Here is a 17,831-nt window from a genome sequence, read left to right as displayed (position 1 = left end):
TCGAGCAAAAAAAAGGGCGGGGCGATTATGCGGAGCGAAGATCGCGAGCCGGGCGGGGCCAGATCAGCCCCGGGGTCCGGGAGGCGTCGGCTGGGAGAGCGGCTGAAGGGGCTCTCAGGCTGGCTCCGCGATCGACAGCAGGCCCCCTACCGCGTGGCCGCGCTCGCCATTCTCGTCGCCATCGTTGCCCTGGTCTCCTCGTCGCTGCTCACCCCCAAAGCCGATCAGACCGAGTGGCTCGATCAGGGTCGAGCGTTTCCTCCCGATCAAGCCGAGGCCCTGCTCAACGAGCTGGCCCTCAAGGGAATCGACGCTCAGGCCGATGACCGGGGTCGCGTCTCCGTTCCTCCCGCCCGTCTCGCCGAGGCGCTCAAGGTGCTCGACCAGCTCGGGTTGAGCCGCCGTGCCTTGATTCAGGAAGTGGAAGACCCGACTCGCCCCCCTCTCATGGCCGACGCCACCGAACGGACCGAGATCCATCTCCGCGCCGAGGCCCGCAAAATCGAACGTGCCCTGGAGGAAATCCCCGGCATCCAGTCGGCCGTCGTCGTCCTGATGCCGAAACCCGGCCGCCCCTTCGCCCGACCTGAAGCCGCCCGCGCTGGGGTCCATCTCCGGGCCGATCGCAGCCGGTCCCTCTCACCCACCACCGTCGATCGCGTGCTCAACGTCATCGCCACCTTCACCCAGTTGAAGGCCGACGACGTGACCATCATTGACGCCCAGGGAGACGCCTTGCTCAAGGCCGGAGACCCCGGTTTCGCCCGCAGCATGAGAGCCGAAGCCCTGGCCCGGAGCTGGGAAGCGGCCATTGCCGAACAGCTCTCCCCAGTCATCGACGGCGCCTTGGTTGAGGTTCGCCTCGACACGCCGATCGACTCCGATCCTCCCGCGCCGGTCGTCCCCACGATCGACGAGGACGCCCCTACGTTTCAGCCGACTCCGCTCGCTTCGCCCGCTCCCCCCTCCTCGTCGATGATCGTTAAGGTGGTTCCGAACGGCCCGCTGTCGCTCGATCCGCCCCCCGAATCGATGGCCTCCGAACCCCCCGCCGCGTCGAGCCCGGTCCCCGCCGAGCCGCCTCCCGCTCGGGCGAATGTGCTGGTCAAGGTTCCGGCCTCGTACTACCTGGCGCGGCACGATGCGTTTCTCAACGCTCGCGAGCCAAAGCAAAACGCGATTGATCGCTTCGTCGCGTTCACCGAGGACTATGTGCGCACGATTATTGCTCACGTGATTCCCGAGACATCGCTCGGACGTGTGCAGATTCTCATGCAACCCTTGCCCAATGAACCCGACACGCCGCGCCCGATCGTGCGTGAGGCTCGCCAGGAAGCTGCCCTCTGGTGGGTCCCCGCGGCCGTGCTCGGAGGCGTGGCCGGGCTTGCTTTGATTGCCGCGGCCAGCGGTTGGCTCTCCGGCCGTCGGCCCGCCTTGCGTGCCTCGTCGGCGATGGCCGGCACGTCTCGTCCGCATCTGCCTCCCATGCCAGACGACGACACTCCTGGCCCGGCCGATCGTGTCCGAGAACTGGTCAGGAGTGATCCCTCCGCGGCCGCGGCCGTGCTCCGACGATGGGTTGAACAGGGAGCAGACACATGAGCACAACCGCGTTTGACGGTCCTGAGCATGTCTCAGCAACCTCTGGCCGCCCTGGCGATCCGATCCCCCCCATCCGCAAGGCGGCGATCCTCGTGGTGAGCCTGGAACAACCCCTCGCCTCGAAACTGCTCGCCGAGCTTGATCGCGCCGCCGTCGAGGCTGTCACGCTCGAGATCGCCCGGCTCGACCGCATCGACCCGGTCGAGCAGCGCCGCGTGCTCGACGAGTTCTTCGACCTCGGACTCCGCCGACTCTGGTTCGCCTTCGACGACGTGGTCAAGCTCAGCGACCGCGACCTTCGGACCGCCTACCACGACGAAGACGCGACCGTCTGGGCCCTGGCCCTCGCCGGTGCCGCTCGTCCCGTACGCCAGAAGGTGCTTGAGGCCTTGCCGCCCGAGTCGTCCACCGCCCTTCACCAGACCATGGAATCCCTTGGACCCTTTCGGCTCGACGATGCCGAGTCGGCCCAGTCCGAACTGGCCGAGCACCTCCGCCGCCTGCACGACCGAGGACAACTGACCCTCCCCGAGCCCGCCGGCCGGGAGTCCATCTTCGTCTAGTAGGGTACCTCCTGCACGACGGACCCTACGCATGCTCATCCCTCTCCCCCGCCCACCGGGTAGAGGGTGCCCGCAAGGCCGGGTGAGGGGGCCGAACGATCGTCGAAGAATGCCGAGCGACCGGAGCCCGCACGACGCGAATCAATCATGGTCTTCATCGCCCGATCGCGACATCCCCGCCCGTTTTTCCCCCGAACCGACCGGCGCACGATGATGCAAGGCGCAGACCACCGTGGATCTTCGACCCGAATGGCCCGGCCGAGTCTGGTCTTCCTGCTGGTCCTGATCCTTGCCCCAGCACTGGCAGCTCAGGAACCGGCGGTCAAGCCCGGCGCTCCGGCCGCCGAGGCGTTGCGGGGCAGGGGGGGGATTGGCGACCCAGCCACCGTGAGCCTTGTGCTCACGGCCGTCCTGGCGATCGTCGGCGTTGGGATCGTGCTCGGGACCCGGAGAAAACCGACAGGGTCCGCGGGGGTCTTGCGCGTGGTCGGCCGGGCTCATCTGACGGGAAGGCACGCGGTCTATTTGCTCCGAGCCGGCGATCGGACCCTGATCGTCGGCGTCGGCCCGCAGGGAGCCCCATCGCTCCTCGGGGAACTCGACCCCTCCCCCTCAACGCCCAATTCGCACCACCCCGGCGACGCATTGCAGGACGATTGCAAATGAAACGAACCATCGTTCGATCTGCCTGTGTGTGCATGTCAGTGGCCTTGCTGTTCGCGCTCTCGTCCGCTTCCACCGGACAGGAGGCGGCCACCTCGCCACTCGACACCACGCCGATGGCGTCCGCGATCCTTCAGATCGGAGTCGACCCCGAGGCCCCCGCCTTCGAGTCCGGCTCGGTTGACTCAACCGTCGATCCTGCCGCCGGGTCCGATCCGTCCTCAACTCCTGCGGACGACACGTCGGCCGACCCTCCCACGGCTCGGGCCGAGGTCGAGCGCGTCGCCCGAACGGTCGGCCTCTTTGCCGCCGTTTCGCTCGCTCCCGTGGCGGTGTTGATGGCCACGGCATTTGTTCGAATCAACATCGTCTTGCTTTTGCTGCGTCAGGCGATCGGAAGTCCTCAGGTCCCCGGCAATCAGGTGCTCACGGTCTTCTCGCTGCTCCTCACGGCCATGGTCATGGCTCCCGCCGCCGAGTCCGTCTATCGCGACGCCATCCGCCCCTACGCCGATGGCGAGCTGCCGGTCGAGGAGGCCTGGCAGGTCGGCTCCGGACCGATCAAAACCTTCATGCTCGATCAGATCCACCGAACCGGCCACAGTCACTATCTCGACGCCCTCTCCGTCCATGCGGCCGCAGACCCGATCGCGACCGAGGCAGAGACCAACGGAGACGGAAGCCCCTCGCCGGTCGCTTCGCCTCCCTTGCGGGTTGTGGCCCCGGCGTTTTTGATCAGCGAACTCACCACGGCGCTCTGGATCGGCTTCCTCATTTACTTGCCGTTCCTGGTGGTCGATCTCGTGGTTTCGGCCGTCCTGGCGGCGACCGGGCTGATCATGCTCCCCCCGGCTCAGGTGGCCTTGCCCTTGAAGCTGGCCCTGTTCGTGCTGGTCGATGGCTGGTGGTTGGTGGCCGATGGCCTCTTGCGGACCTTCGCGCTGGGGTCTTCGGGAGCCGGTGGGTAAAAGATTCCCAGAATTGTTCACCCGTCGAGGATGAACTGATGGACGATTCCGTACTGCTTGGCGCAACCCGGGAAGCTTTGCGCGTGGCCGTCTTGCTTGCGGCCGGACCGCTCGGGGTGGCGCTCATCATCGGTGTCCTGGCCGCGATGGCCCAGGCCATGACCCAGATGAACGAGCCGACGGTCGGCCTGGTCGCTCGGCTCGGCGGGGTGGCCGCCGTCTCGGTCCTCTTGCTCCCCTGGCTGCTGGCGCGCTGGCTCGACTTCGCGGCCCTGGCCTTCGGTGGCTTCCCCGATCTGCTTTGACCGCATCCTCCCTTTGCCTGCCGTCGAGGTCCTCCCGACGGATCTCCCGAGCGTTCTTCTGGTCCCGAGGCTCCCATGCCCGACCTCTTGCTTCAGATGACCGGCGGGCCGTCGTCGTTCGTCCTGGTGCTGGCCCGATCGAGCGGCCTGGTCTGGGGACTGGCCTGGCTGGCGGTGGCCTCTGGGGTGGGAGTTCGCACCAAGATGGCGGCCGCCGTGCTCATTGCCTCGGCCGTCGTGCCGATGGTCGGGCCTCGGATCGCTGCCCCGGCCGATGCGCTCGCACTGGGAGGTTCGGTGCTGATCGAGGCGGCCCTCGGGGCCGTGCTGGGGGTGGGGGCCGGCCTCATCGTCGCCGCGGCGCGGCTGGCGGGAGAGGTGATCGGTACCCAGGCTGGCCTCTCGGCTGCCTCCTCGCTCGCTCCTGAAGCGAGCGAGGGGATGGAAACGCCGCTGGCCACCCTCTTCGGCCTGATCGCGCTGGCCACCTTCGCCGCGCTCGACGGGCCGATCCGACTGACCATCGCCCTGGCCGACAGTTACGCCCTCGGGTTTGTGCCCGAGGGGGAGACCGCCTCTCCGGCCGGCAGAATCGAGGCCGAGCTGGTTCACTCCCTGTTTCAGAGTATCGGCCAGGCGCTCGGGCTGGCCCTCTGGCTGGCGGCTCCGGTCGCCCTGTCCTTACTGGTGGCTCAGATCGCCGTCGGCGTGCTCATCCGAGGCGCTCCGGCTCTGTCGAGTTTCACGACCTGGCTTTCGGTGCGTGTGACCCTCGGCCTGATCCTCCTGCTGATCGGCCTCTCCTGGATCCTTTCGGGCCTGGCCTCGGCCTGGCTCACCCTGCTTCCCGGCTCCTGAGGCGGCTGTGCTTCGCCCGTTGATCCGCTGTCGTGTTTCGTCCTGACGATCGAGGTTCCTGCCATGTCCGACGATCGCACGCTTGAGCCGTCTCCCCGGCGGCTCCGAGAGGCTCGCGAGCAAGGCATGCTGCCCCACAGCCCCGAGCTGACGGCCAGCGTCGGCATTCTGGCCGCCGTGGCGGTGCTGGGAGCCTCGGGAGGCCCCTTGATCGACGCCATTCTCGGTCTGATGCAAACCGCGCTGGCGGGGGAGACTCCGGGGCTGGCCGATCCCCAGGTCTTCGTTCACCAGCTCCGATCAGCGATCGGAGCGGTGGCGGTGCCGATGCTGGGGGTCCTCGTTGCCCCGGTTCTGGCGGCGCTGCTGGCGCACCAACTCCAGATGGGGGGGCTGTTCGTCCCGTCGCTCGCGCTGCCCAATCCGGCTCGGCTCTGGTCCGGAGCCCGGGGCGGCTCGCCCGCCGATCGCCTCGGCCGGGCTCTCGGAATCGTGCTCCGGGCCTCGGTCCTGATCGTGCTGACCTGGTGGCTGATCCGGTCGATCCTCGCCCGGTTCGATCCGCTGGCCGCCTCGGCCGATCGTTCCGCGATGCTCCGGTCACTGGCGGCGGCCTTGCACGGCGCCCTCTTGCAGCTCGGCCTGGCGATGCTCGTCATCGGCCTGATTCACTACGCCATCCAGTACCGTCGGCTTCACGCCCAGCTCCGCATGACCCCCGAGGAACGCCGCGAGGAGCAACGCTCGAACGACGGCGACCCCTCCCTCCGCTCCCGACGCCGAGCCGCCCGCGAGCGCCAGCTCAGCCCTCGGCAGACCGAGCCCACCTCGGCCGCCGACCCGATCTGAGCCGATTGCGCCGGTCTCGATCCGGTTGCTTCAGAGTGGACGAAAGATCAGGTTCGCCGCGAAGCAATAGCATCCAGAGATTTGAGAGGTGCTGGCGTTCTTGGTTGATTGCACTATAATCGAGGGGTTCATTGAACCTGGGGGAACCGGCGTATTCTGGTCAATCGGTCCTCTCTTTGAAGAAGATGAGGTCACGTTGCTGCCAACGTCCGCGTTTTTTCCCCAGCATCAAGGCCTCGTGATCCCGCCTGGAACGAACGCAGTGAGCGGTTGGGCCTCTGGCCCCTGTGCTGACGAGATGAGAAAAGAACGCGCTCCCGGTCGAGGCGGTTCCGAGGTGTGTGACATTCATGCGAAAATCGCTTCAGGAGGTATCATCCGTGGCTCGACGAATTCTCTGGTCCCGCGTTTGGGTTCTCTCGGCCGTGCTCGGACTCGGCATCTTCAGCGGATGTGCTCAGGAGAATGCGGCCCCGGCCCCTGCTCCTGAAACTGCCACGGGACCTGCCTCGGGTGACGCTCCTGCCGCCGATGCCCCGGTGGGCGGCCGTGCTGCCGATTTCGGCGGCGGCGGCGAAGAAGCACGCGGCGGCGGTCGTGGCGGCCGTGGCGGCCGCTGATCGCTCCCACGGCCTTACCGTGTGACACCCGTTCGTGACATTCGGCCACAACGGTTCGAACTGCCAACCCTGCCGATCCCTTCACCTCTCCCTCTTTGAAACTCCACGCTTCGTCTCCGATCGGGCCCGATCGTTCCGACACCACGAGGGTGTCGCGGCGCGTTGTGCTCGATGGGAAGACGCAATCTTCCTCAAGGACCTTCGTGTCCCATTTCGTCCTGGTTTCGATTCCATCTCACGGATGATGTCCTCACTGAAAGGACCGTTCCATGTTCCGGCCTTCTCCGCGTCGTCGCGGATTTACCCTCATCGAGCTTCTCGTCGTCATCGCCATTATCGGCGTCTTGATTGCGCTCCTGCTGCCTGCGGTGCAATCCGCCCGTGAAGCCGCTCGCCGAGCGCAGTGCACCAACAACCTGAAGCAGCTTGCCCTGGCCGCGGCAAATTACGAATCGACCTTCGGCAGCCTGCCCCCGGGCCATCTGCCGGCCCGAGACATGACCTTCGGCGGCTTCTGGTGGGGGGCGAACAGCCTGGTCATCATGGCCCCTTACTTCGAGCAGGCGGGCGGATTCAATGTCTATAACTTCTCCGTCGCCGGGCTGAACCCGCCGAACGTCACCGCCGCGGGCATCGGCATCTCGACCCTCTGGTGCCCGAGCGACTCCGACGCCGCCAACTCCGCCCCCTTGAGCACGGCCGACTACGACTGGTCGTTCCCGGGGGCCCGGCAGGCCTTTACCAGCTACGTCGGCAATCGTGGCACCTTCTACCAGACCCACCTCAGCGCCCAGCACGGCACCGCGCTTTATCAACGCCGCATCCAGGCCAACAACGGCACACTCTTCAACGGTAGCGCCGTGAAGCTGGCCGAGATCCGAGACGGCACCAGCAACACCTTCCTCTTCGGCGAGAAAGCCGTGAGTGCCTTCCCGCAAACCAACGGCGGCTACTTCTGGTGGAACGCCGGGTTCTGGACCGACGCCTTCTTCGACACCAACTTCCCGCCCAACGCCTACAAGCGTTGCAACGACAGCGTCTACTGGTGGGTCAAGTACGAGGCCACGGCCAGCTTCCACCCCGGCGGCTGCAACTATGCCTTCGTCGACGGCTCGGTTCGCTTCATCAAGGACACCATCCAGACCTGGCCGACCAACGGCAACGGCTGCGACGATCCGATCGGCGTCAGCTTCAACGGCGACGGCGACTACATCTTCGGCAATGCCTTCCCCGCCGTGTACCAGGCCCTCTCGACCCGAAGGGTGGGCGAGGTCATCAGCGCCGACCAGTTCTGAGGTGAGGCAACAGCCGCTCCCGATTCCGGATCCCCTCGCCCCGCGCGGGCGATCCGGATCGACTTCGCCCTTCCCAGCGCCGGGCCGGCGCGGAGGCCCACCCATGCCCCACGCGATCGAGGAGTTCGTCCGCCTCGCCCCCGAGGTCTGGCCCGAGGGCGCTCCCCAGTGCCAGCCGGGTGATCTGGACCAGTGGGCCCCGATGGGCGTCGGTCTGCCTCCGGGCACTCCGATCCCGGTGATGCCCTGGGACTCCCCCGCAACCGCCCTGAAACGGACCTCACACCTCGGCGTCCAGCCGCATTCCGGCCACCCCTTCACCGGAGCCCCGTCGCACGAACCGGCGGGAGGGACGGTCTATTTCGCGCTGCGACGTTCGCCCGACGACTTCGCCGCGATGCTCCGCATGATGGGGGTCAAGTGGCTCGACTCGACCGACTACGCCGCCTTTTTCCGGGAATCGACCGACCCGGCCGACCGCTATGTCTCCCAACTGCGGGTCGTCCCCAGGTTCGCCCTGAAATACCACTTCCGGGTCCCCGAGGGACCGCTTGGCGAGGAGTTGCGGCGGCAGCCCTTGCCGCTCGGCGAGGTCCTCTCTCGCTTCGTCGACCACTTTATGCAAGCCCACCGGGAGAAACGCTACCCCCTCGACGGGCTCCTCGGCGGTGATGGAGACTTCGCCCGCGAGTTCCTCGGCTTCGGCTTCTCCGTCGAGAATCAGTACGCCGGGATTTACCGGATCTGGACCCGGGCCTACATCGCCACGAAATGAACAAAGCCCCCGGGAAAGCGGCGAGCCGTCTCTCCCGGGGGCAATCATTGCGGTCCGTCGGACAGGCCGATCGGCTTATCCCTTCTGCGGCCGATTGCCTCCCGATCCCGATCCCGAGCCTTTCGAACCCGAGCCGGAGCGGTTCCCCTTCGGTTCGGACCCCGACCCCGCCGAGACGCCGGCCGGTTCAGGGGCGATGCCATTGGCCGATCCGGCCTCCTCCGAGCGGTCGGAGTCGCTGTTGACGACCTGGCCGAAGTAATCCGGCATCTTCACGCCACCGATCTCCTGCATGATCTGGAGCATCGGGGGTAGGGTATGCGCCATGTTCCGGAGGAATCCGGCCGTGGCCCCCGTGCCCGTGCCGTCGCCGTTGTGGCCGTTGGCCCCCGAGTCCCACACGACGACCTTGTCGAACTTGATGTTCGAGATCGCCTGCGCAGCCGTCTCGGAGAGCTTGTCCAGGTGTTCGAGCATGAGCATCTGGAAGGCCGCCTGCGGGCCTCCACAGGCATCGACGATCGCCTTCAACCCTTCGGCCTTCTTGGCAAGCTGTTCGTACTGGCCGCGGGCCTCGGCTTCGAGCTGCGCGAAGATGGCGTCGGCCTCGGCGCGGGCTTCCAGGCGTCGGCGTTCGGCGGCGGCCTCGGCGTCGACGATCACGCGGGCCTTCTCGGCCTTCGCCTGGGCTTCGAGCTTCGCCCGCTGCTCGGCCTCGACCTTCTCGGCCTCGGCCAACGCGGCCTTCGCCTGGGCACGGAACTGTGCCTCGATGACGGCGGCCTCGGCCTCTCGCTTGCGGGTCTCGCCGATCTGATACGCTTCGGCCTGCTTGACGTTCAGCTCGGCGTTCGAGGCGGCCACCTTCGCCTTCGCCGTGTTCTCGCCGGCGATTGCCTGGGCGTCGGCGTCGGCCACCTGAATGCGCACGTCTCGCTCAGACTGCTTGATGCCCGCCTGCTGCTGGAATCGTGCTGTCTCGACGCCGACTTCCTGCGCCCGCTTCAGCTCGGCCACTTCGAGCATCCGGTCGCGTTCGGCGGTCTTCGTGCCGATTTCGCGGATCTTCTCGGCATTGGCCACCTCGACGGCCTGCTCTTGCTCGGCGCGGGCCACGCCGATCGACCCCTTCTTCTGCTGCTCGGCCACGTCGATCTCGGCCTGGTTGACCGCCGTGCTGGCCGCCTTCCGGCCGATCGCCTCGATGTACCCCGAGTCGTCCGTCAGGTCGGTGATGTTGACGTTGATCAGCACCAGGCCGATCTTGTTCAGCTCCGGTTCGAGCGAGAGCTGAATGTTCTCCAGGAATTTCTCCCGGTCGCGGTTGATGTCCTCGATCGTCATCGAGGCGATCACCTGTCGAAGCTGGCCGAAGATGATGTCGCTGGCCTGGCTGCTCATCTGCTCTCGGGTCAGGCCGAGCAACCGGATCGCCGCGTTTTGCTGCACCTGCGGGTCCGAGCCGATCGCCACCGTGAACACACTCGGCACGTTCACCCGGATGTTCTCGAACGACAACGCCCCCCGCAGCGGAATCTCGATCTGGATCGGTTCGAGGCTCAGGTAGTCGTAATCCTGGAAGATCGGGAAGACCAGCTCGCCGCCGCCCTGCACGCACTTGGCGGCCTGCTTGCCCGAACCGGCACCCCACTTCACCAGAATCTTGTTCGACGGGCACCGTTTGTAGCACCTCAGCGCCGTCGTCACGATGCCAAACAGGGCGATCGCAAACAGCACGAAGCCGATCACCCACCAGTTGTTCGCCTCCAGGTTGGTGCCCGAGGCACCCTGTGCGATGAGAATCGAAGTCGGCAGCGTCATGATGACGAGTCCCCGGGTCAAAGGTTGCCAGTCGTGAAGATCAATGCGGTTTCGTCAACGGTCGATGACGACCCGACCATCGATCAGTCTGCGAGTGATGCGGTCTTGGCCACATAGGCCGATTGCGAAACGACTTCCAGCGTGCGGTCGTCGATGGCATGCACCACCACGACCGCCTCTCCCGGACGGAGTTCGGGGCCGGGGGTCACGGCGCGGACCTCCTCCGATCGCCCCTGAACCGTCACGAACACCTTGCCGACGCCTCCGTTGCCCCCCGGCACCGTCAGGTACACCCGGCCGATCGATCCCACGGCGTTGCTCATGCTCAGCGAGCCGCTCCCTTGGAGCTTCCGCACGCCCGCGAATGCAAACGCCAGCACCGCCGTCGCCAGCGTCCCGACGACCACCGCCGCCACCAGGCTTCCCACCGACGAGACGCCCGAACCCTGCGCCGCCAGTCCACCGACCCCGAAGAACGTGATGAACGACACCACGCCCTGAAACGTGATCCGCTTCGCCAGGTCCGAGAACCCGCCCGCATCGTGCCCGACGGTCGGTTCCCCGGTGTCTCCATCGGGCAAATCAGGGAGGTCGAGGTCCAGCCCTTCGCCCCCCAGGTCGCCGCCGACCCCCAACAGGGTGAGCAGCAGTTGCAGCGCGAGGATCGTCCCGCCCACGATTGCACAGAACAGGAAAAAGGTGCTCATCGTCCTTGCTCCAAACCAATCAGAACGCCGGGATCATCGGTTCCCTTTGAGGTGACTTGGGAAGGATCTTCGCCTCGCCCGCCCAGATCTTTCGTAACTTGCACCGCGTTCCCCACCTCGGGAATCGCTCCAGGCGATCTCCTAAGCATAGCTGATACAATCGCCCCGTGCGTTCCGGTCCCCGGACCTCCCGGGTCGAGCCCCCTTTTCGCCCGCCCTTCGGCCCCCTCGATCCCGAAACAGAGACGAGGCTCGCTGACCCTGATCGCGAAACAACTTGAGGCACCCGGCCCGCCCCGCCTCCCTCCTCGGTCCTTGCAATCGTCCTTGATCCGACTGGACAGCCTCGCCGCCTCGATGTATCGTCCCCGCACACATCCGGCCAGGCCACCCGCCCCCAGGAGTCTTCGCCACCGAGACGGCCCGCCACCCGCCTTCGGAAGGTCGCAGTGCGCGGCCATCCTGTTCGGCGCAACGCGGGGCGATCGCGGTTCGCGCGGATTCTTCCAGGTAGATCGGGCCTTGCCCATGTTGGCGATTCGGTTCCCGAACGGATTCGGAACGGAGACTCGGATGTCCGCGACCGCCCCGCTTCGCAAGAGCTCGATCGGCCGATCGGCCCTGACCGATGCCGCCTTGCCCGTGGCGATCGTCGGGGCCATCTTCGTCCTGATCGTTCCCTTGCCTCCCGGTGCGCTCGATCTCCTCCTCGCCGGCAACATCGCCCTGGCGGTGCTCGTCCTGCTGACCACCCTTTCCGTCCGGTCTCCCCTCGAATTCAGCGCCTTCCCGACCATCCTGCTCACGACCGCCCTCTCTCGCCTCGTCCTGAACGTGGCGACGACCCGATTGATCCTGACCCGAGGCGGCGAGCACGGCCTCGACGCCGCCGGCGGGGTCATCCGGGCCTTCGGCCGGTTCGTCGCCGGAGACGAGGTGATCGTCGGCGCCGTCATCTTCCTCATCCTCGTCGCCATCCAGTTCCTGGTGATCACCAAGGGAGCCGGGCGGATCGGCGAGGTCGCCGCGCGCTTCATGCTCGATGGCATGCCCGGCAAGCAAATGGCCATTGATGCCGACCTGCACGCCGGGGTCATCGACGCCTCCGAGGCCGCCCGCCGCCGCCTCGACGTCCAGCGCCAGGCCGACTTCTTCGCCAGCATGGACGGTGCCGGCAAGTTCGTCCGGGGCGATGCCGTCGCGGCCCTCGTCATCACGGTCATCAACATCCTCGGCGGCCTGGTCATCGGCATTGCCCGATCGGGCATGGCCCCGATGGAAGCCGTCGACGTGTTCACGAAACTGACCATCGGCGACGGTCTGGTCGCCCAGGTCCCCGCCTTCCTCACCTCGCTGGCCGCCGGCCTGATCGTCACCCGGTCGTCGGGCGAAACCGACCTCGGCCAGGATGTGGTCGGCCAGTTGCTCGGTCGGCCCGAGGTGCTGGCCATCTCGGCCGGATCGCTCGCCCTGCTGGCCTTCACCGAGCTGCCGATGCTCCCGCTCCTGACCATCGCCGCTGCCCTCGGGGCCGGAGCGTTCATCGGTTCCCGATCCCGGAACGAGGCGGACGAGCCAACCGACGAGCCTGCCCCCCATCCGTCCCGCTCCTCGTTCTCCGAATCCCGATCGACCGACTCCTCGACCCGATCCGAGCCGCTCCCCCACCGGACCACCGAAGGCGCTGCCACCGTGGTCGAAGGCCCCGGCGAACGGATGGAAGACCTCCTGCACGTCGATCCGCTGGAGCTGGAGATCGGCTTCCGCCTCATCGCCCTGGCCGACCCGACCCGAGGCGGCGACCTGCTCGACCGCATCCGACACGTCCGCCACCGAGTCGCCCGAGAGCTCGGCCTCATCGTCCCTCAGGTCCGCATCCGAGACGAGATGGGCCTGACCCCGAACGACTACCGGATCAAGATCCGAGGCGTCGTCGTGGGGCAGGGGACCGCCTTCGTCGGCCGATTGCTCGCCGTGCCTCCCGCCGGCCTGACCGGCCCTCAGGTCCACGGTCGAGACGGCATCGACCCTGCCACTGGCCGCCCCGCCGTCTGGATTCACTCCGACGGCCGAGACGCCGCCGAACGCTCCGGATGCCGGATCATCGAGCCCTCGGCCTCCATTGCCGAGCACTTCGGCGAGATCGTCACCCGGCACGCCGACGAGCTGATGACCCACGAACAGGTCGGCCGACTCCTCGACCGCGCCCGGGAAACCTCCCCCGCTTTGGTCATCGAGGTCGTCCCCGGCATGCTCCGCGCCGGAGAAGTTCAGCGCGTCTTGCAAAACCTCCTCCGCGAACGAGTCAGCGTCCGAGACCTCGAAACCATTCTCGAAGCCCTCGCCGAGCACGCCGGCCGGACCCGAGACATCGACGAGTTGACCGAGTGCGTCCGCCGAGCCCTCGGCCGTCGGATCACCCAGCAATATCTCGGCCTCGACGGCCGCTTGCGGGTTGTCACCGTCGATGCCCCGCTCGATGCCCGGCTCTCACTCGCCGCCCGAGAGAACGACCGTCCCGCCGAGGCCCTTGGCGACGATGCCGCCCGAGGCGTCGTCCGGGCCGTGGCCGATGGCGTTGCCGCGGCCGTCGCCGGCGGAGTCCCCCCGGTCATCCTCTGCTCGGCCGAGTCTCGCCCCGTGCTCAAGGACTTGACCCGAGCCGACTTGCCCCGGCTCGTCGTCCTCAGCCGACGCGAGGTCCCCCGAGACACGCCGATCGAGATCATCGGCACCGTCGTCGAACAGACCGACGTCTCCGACCATCCCCCGGTGCTTTCCGAATCGATGCACACGCATCCCGCCAGCTCCAGCCCGATCCTCCGAGGCCCCCACGTGGCCATCACCCCTCGCTCCTCCGCGGTCGGGGCCGGCTCATCGGCTTCGGAAGACACCCCCCCGGACCATTGGTCGGGAGGTCATCGGCCGTGACCTTTGAGGGCATCCAACAACACTGTCCGAGGATTGAGCGAGGCCTCTGGGTGGTCCCGGTTGCTCGTCAACCGGGGCGGCACAGCCGCACGAGGATGCGGGAGGCCGCACCGAGACCTCTCGTCGCTCCGCGACCCCGGTTGGCGAGCAACCGGGGCTACCCCAAACCTGGGACATTGTTCGCGCATGCCACCTTTGGGGGTCGTCTCACCTGGCGAGACAATCGCCCAGGCCTCTCGGGTGCGCCCGGACCCGTTGTGATCCGATTGGTGCTTCTCCATTCGTTCATTTAAGCCCCGTTTCTCCTCGTTCGCCCGATCGAACATTCTCAGCCCCCCATTAGGTCCTTCAAATGTCCCCGACCACCCCCCGCACCTATCGCGCCGGTACGCTGAAGGAGGCCCTGTCCCGGGTCCGCCGCGACCTGGGCGGTTCGGCGGTCATCCTGGGGACACGCGAGGTCCGCCGCCGACGCCTGCTCGGACTCGGAGAGCGAGAGCTGATCGAGGTGACGGCCGCCCCGCCCGACGACCGCACCCACCCGCCGCAAGGTGCTCCGCTCCGAGCCGTCTCGATGCCCCGATCCCCGGTCGCTCCGGCCGCCCTTCACGAAACCGACCCCCCTCGCCCGACTCGACCCGCGCTCGATGATCGCCTTGGCCGCCTGCACGAATCGGTCGATGAGCTGAGCCGAGCCGGACGCATTGAACACCTCGTGGTCGACGTGCCCGCTTGGCTGGCCGGCACCTACGCCCATTTGCTCGATCTCGACGTGCCCGAGCCGATGGCCCGTCGCCTCGTCCGCATCGTGGCCGATTCCGTCGAGCCCGACGAGGCCCACCAGCCCGAGGCCATCGACGCCGCCCTCCGCCGAGCCGTCGCGTTGAACCTCTCGGTCGCCCCTCCCATCGCCGGTGTGCCCGGAGCCCGCCGCGTTGTTGCCCTCGTCGGTCCGACCGGCGTCGGCAAGACGACCACCGTGGCCAAGCTCGCCGCCAACGCCAAACTCTCGCTCGGCTTGCGGGTCGGCCTGGTCACGGTCGATACCTACCGGATCGCCGCCGTCGAGCAGCTTCGCACCTACGCCGAGATCATCGACCTTCCCCTCGCCGTCGCTGACGCCCCCGACCGCATTCTCGGCGCACTTTCCGACCTCGGCCCGGTCGATCTGGCCTTGATCGACACCGCCGGACGCTCCCCGCGCGACGAGGTCAAGATCCGCGAGCTGGCCGATTTCCTCGCAATGGCTCGTCCTGACGAAATCCACCTTGTCCTTTCGGCCGTCTCCGGCGAAAAGAGCCTCCACGCGGTTGTCGAGCGTTTCGCACCGCTCGGCTTCGACCGCCTGATCCTCACCAAGCTCGACGAGGCCGACCGCCTCGGAGCGCTCCTCGGTGTCGTCTCCCGAGCCGGCCGACCCGTCAGCTACCTGACCATCGGCCAGGGGGTTCCCGACGACATCGAATCCGCCGACCGCGACCGCCTCGCCGCCCTGATCCTCGGGCAGGAGGCCGTCTTCGCATGACCCCAGAACACACACCGCCTTCACTCCCTGTTCCGTCCGGCTTCCCGAATCCCAGTCCCCGCCCGATCGGAAGCACGACTCACCCTGATCTCAACCCCCAGTCCGAGGGATCGCTCATGTCGGATCAAGCTGATGGCCTCCGCTCCCTGTTCAAGAACCGCGCCACCCCCCCCGGCCTCCGCGCCGATCAGGCCGCCTTGCCCGCGCCTCCGCACCGGGCGCGGACCCTCCTGATCACCAGCGGCAAAGGCGGGGTCGGCACCTCGAACCTGACCCTGAACCTCGCCGTTGCCCTCGGCGCGATGGGCCGCCGGGTCGTCCTCATCGACGCCGACGCCGGCCTGGCCAACCTCGACCTCCTCTGCGGCCTGGCCCTCGACCGCGACCTCGGCGATGCCATGACCGATGATCGCCCGCTGGCCGGAACCATCGTCGACGGACCCGAATCGATCCGATTCCTCTCCGGCGTCCACGCTGCCCGAGCCGGTGACGAGGCCGTCGATCGCGCCCGAGACCGCCTCGCGGCCGAGCTGCCCGACATCTCCCGAGAAACCGAGGCCGACTTCATCCTCATCGACGGCGGCTCCGGCCTCGGCCCAAGCGGCTCGACCCTGGCCGACGTGGTCGATCAGGTCGTCGTCGTTGCCTCTCCCGAACCCACCGCCCTGGCCGACGCCCAGGCCGTCGTCGCCCGCCTGCGACGCCGACCCGGCGGCGGTCCGCCGATCCGATCCGTGATCGGCCAGGCCCGATCGAGCGCCGAGGCGATCGAAGCCCTCGACCGCCTCGCCTCAGCCTGCCGGTCGTTCCTCGGCGCCGCCGTCCGGCCGATCGGCCCCGGCTTCGTCCGATTCGACCCGAAAGTGCCGACGGCCGTCCGCCGTCGCCGACCGTTTTTGCTCGATGCCCCCGGCTGCGAAGCCTCGCGCTGCATCAAGCGCCTGGCCCGCGCCCTGGCCGCCGAGGCCGACGAGGCCCTCGGTCTGGCCCCCCAACGTCCCGGCTTCCTGTCGGCCCTCACCGGCCGCAAGACGCCCAAAATGGCGGTTCGCTGAGCCGAACCCCGTCGGTAATCTCGGGAGGCCGCCCTTTGTTGGCGAGCTTGACTGAGTCTTGCTGTCGGATTTTCGCGAAAGCGATCTTGCCAAAAAAAGAATTGAGTGAGAGGTTCAAGCCGGTTCGTCCGGTTGTCCGATATAACGCGTGAGAGCGGATCGTTCGGATTGGGTCGGAGGAGTGAAGTGATCTGTAGCAGTCGGCTCGCGAGGTGAGCAGCAACGGAGGGCTTCGAAACCCCTCTGGCAATGGCTTGCCCCGCCCCGGTTCGGCTCGGCTGTGGATCCCCTCACGATTCGGTTCGAATGCACCTCCCGCCTCGACGCCCCGCAGTGGCGGGGTGGATCAGGCGGGCTGACCCCGGCGGCCAGGACGGCGCCCGGGCCTCTCCGCAGACCCCCGACGGAGGTCAAGGATGACAGCCAAGGTGGACGTGGATGTCGCTGAACTCTGGCGGCAATTCAAGGAACACCCGACCACCGACCTGCGGAACCGGCTCGTTGAGCGCTATCTCCCGCTGGTCAAGTACAACGCCGAGCGTATCTGGCAGCGCCTGCCCGAGGGGGTCGATCTCGACGACCTCATCTCCGCCGGCGTCTTCGGCCTGATGGACGCCATCGACGCCTTCGATCTGACCCGAGGCGTCAAGTTTGAAACCTACTGCGTTCCCCGAATCCGCGGTGCGATGCTTGACGAGCTTCGCACGATGGACTGGGTCCCCCGGCTCGTCCGGGCCAAGGCCACCAAGATGGAGGAGGCCCGCAAGTCGCTCGAAGCCGAGCACGGCCGACCCCCCACCGACCGCGAGCTTGCCGAAAAGCTCGGCCTCAGCATGGCCGAATATGAAAAAATGGCGATGGACGCCAACGCCGTCGGCCTCATCTCCCTGAACAAGAAATGGTACGAGACCGATAGCTATAAAGACGTCCGCGAAATCGACATTCTCGAAGATAAAAAGGGCGAGGACCCCACCGGCCGACTCCAGCGCAAAGACCTCATGCGCATGGTCACCAAAGGCCTCAACCGTAATGAACGCCTCATTATTATCCTGTATTATTATGAAGAACTCACGATGAAGGAGATCGGTGCGACCCTCGATCTCTCCGAGTCTCGCGTCTCTCAGATGCATTCCTCGATCATCCTGCGCCTTCAGTCCCAACTGAATGGCCGCCGACCCGAGTTCGGCACCTGATCCTTCATCCCTTGGTCCCGTTCTGTATCTCATCCTGTTCCGGCCGATGCGGCCTCCGAACCCCGGCGGCCCCCATCGGTCCCGCTCTCATCCTGATCCTT

At 67.1% G+C, this 17,831-nt stretch carries 16 protein-coding genes; 14 read left to right on the top strand and 2 right to left on the bottom strand.

Translation table 11 applies throughout. The features are described 5' to 3' along the window. Positions 1–27: 27 nt before the first annotated feature. From HG800_RS15190 to HG800_RS15145, 10 genes are all read left to right on the top strand, one after another. A complete protein-coding gene (locus tag HG800_RS15190; protein WP_169977492.1) occupies positions 28–1,602 on the top strand; it encodes a hypothetical protein in 1,575 nt (524 codons plus the stop codon). Continuing rightward, positions 1,599–2,165 carry a FliG C-terminal domain-containing protein gene (locus HG800_RS15185; RefSeq protein ID WP_169977491.1) on the top strand — a complete coding sequence of 189 codons (567 nt, stop codon included), beginning with the start codon at positions 1,599–1,601 and terminating at the stop codon, positions 2,163–2,165. Before HG800_RS15190 ends, HG800_RS15185 begins: the two co-directional genes overlap by 4 nt. 249 nt (positions 2,166–2,414) lie before the next feature. After that, positions 2,415–2,831: a flagellar biosynthetic protein FliO gene (locus HG800_RS15180; protein WP_235963714.1), complete on the top strand. Its 417-nt coding sequence runs from the start codon at positions 2,415–2,417 to the stop codon at positions 2,829–2,831. After that, positions 2,828–3,796 carry a flagellar type III secretion system pore protein FliP gene (locus HG800_RS15175; protein WP_206352286.1) on the top strand — a complete coding sequence of 323 codons (969 nt, stop codon included), beginning with the start codon at positions 2,828–2,830 and terminating at the stop codon, positions 3,794–3,796. The genes HG800_RS15180 and HG800_RS15175 overlap by 4 nt, the downstream gene beginning before the upstream one ends. Before the next feature lie 38 nt (positions 3,797–3,834). Further along, the gene (locus tag HG800_RS15170) at positions 3,835–4,101 is read left to right on the top strand and encodes a flagellar biosynthetic protein FliQ (RefSeq protein ID WP_169977489.1); all 267 of its coding nucleotides are present in this window, start codon (positions 3,835–3,837) and stop codon (positions 4,099–4,101) included. A gap of 75 nt (positions 4,102–4,176) precedes the next feature. Continuing rightward, positions 4,177–4,959, top strand: coding sequence for a flagellar biosynthetic protein FliR (locus HG800_RS15165; protein ID WP_169977488.1), 783 nt, complete (start codon positions 4,177–4,179; stop codon positions 4,957–4,959). A 63-nt stretch (positions 4,960–5,022) separates the two neighbouring features. Next, entirely contained in the window at positions 5,023–5,808 is a 786-nt protein-coding gene (locus HG800_RS15160) for an EscU/YscU/HrcU family type III secretion system export apparatus switch protein (protein ID WP_169977487.1), read from the top strand. A 380-nt stretch (positions 5,809–6,188) separates the two neighbouring features. Beyond that, positions 6,189–6,428 (top strand): hypothetical protein, encoded by a 240-nt coding sequence (locus HG800_RS15155; protein ID WP_169977486.1) that lies wholly within the window; start codon positions 6,189–6,191, stop codon positions 6,426–6,428. 269 nt (positions 6,429–6,697) lie between these two features. Next, positions 6,698–7,723: a DUF1559 domain-containing protein gene (locus tag HG800_RS15150; protein ID WP_169977485.1), complete on the top strand. Its 1,026-nt coding sequence runs from the start codon at positions 6,698–6,700 to the stop codon at positions 7,721–7,723. A 103-nt stretch (positions 7,724–7,826) separates the two neighbouring features. After that, positions 7,827–8,498 (top strand): hypothetical protein, encoded by a 672-nt coding sequence (locus tag HG800_RS15145; RefSeq protein ID WP_169977484.1) that lies wholly within the window; start codon positions 7,827–7,829, stop codon positions 8,496–8,498. 75 nt (positions 8,499–8,573) lie between these two features. Here the strand turns inward: HG800_RS15145 and HG800_RS15140 are convergent, their stop codons facing one another. Beyond that, positions 8,574–10,319, bottom strand: coding sequence for a flotillin family protein (locus HG800_RS15140; RefSeq protein WP_169977483.1), 1,746 nt, complete (start codon positions 10,317–10,319; stop codon positions 8,574–8,576). Positions 10,320–10,402: 83 nt separating this feature from the next. Then, positions 10,403–11,026 carry a hypothetical protein gene (locus tag HG800_RS15135; protein ID WP_169977482.1) on the bottom strand — a complete coding sequence of 208 codons (624 nt, stop codon included), beginning with the start codon at positions 11,024–11,026 and terminating at the stop codon, positions 10,403–10,405. Between the two features lie 573 nt (positions 11,027–11,599). Between HG800_RS15135 and HG800_RS15130 the strand changes: the two genes are divergently transcribed. The 4 genes from HG800_RS15130 (at position 11,600) to HG800_RS15115 (ending at position 17,730) form a co-directional block, all read left to right on the top strand. Next, on the top strand, positions 11,600–13,957 hold the full coding sequence (locus HG800_RS15130) for a flagellar biosynthesis protein FlhA (RefSeq protein ID WP_169977481.1): 2,358 nt from the start codon (positions 11,600–11,602) through the stop codon (positions 13,955–13,957). Positions 13,958–14,309: 352 nt separating this feature from the next. Beyond that, complete coding sequence (gene flhF, locus HG800_RS15125) at positions 14,310–15,482, top strand: flagellar biosynthesis protein FlhF (protein WP_169977480.1); 1,173 nt, start codon at positions 14,310–14,312, stop codon at positions 15,480–15,482. Positions 15,483–15,598: 116 nt separating this feature from the next. Further along, positions 15,599–16,537 (top strand): P-loop NTPase, encoded by a 939-nt coding sequence (locus HG800_RS15120; protein WP_169977479.1) that lies wholly within the window; start codon positions 15,599–15,601, stop codon positions 16,535–16,537. A 416-nt stretch (positions 16,538–16,953) separates the two neighbouring features. Then, entirely contained in the window at positions 16,954–17,730 is a 777-nt protein-coding gene (locus HG800_RS15115; protein WP_169977478.1) for a FliA/WhiG family RNA polymerase sigma factor, read from the top strand. The last annotated feature ends 101 nt before the right edge of the window (positions 17,731–17,831 follow it).

It is taken from the genome of Tautonia rosea, assembly GCF_012958305.1.
Taxonomy (GTDB): domain Bacteria; phylum Planctomycetota; class Planctomycetia; order Isosphaerales; family Isosphaeraceae; genus Tautonia; species Tautonia rosea.
The sequence above is the reverse complement of the archived record's forward strand: the minus strand, read 5'-3'. Positions and strand labels throughout refer to the sequence as shown.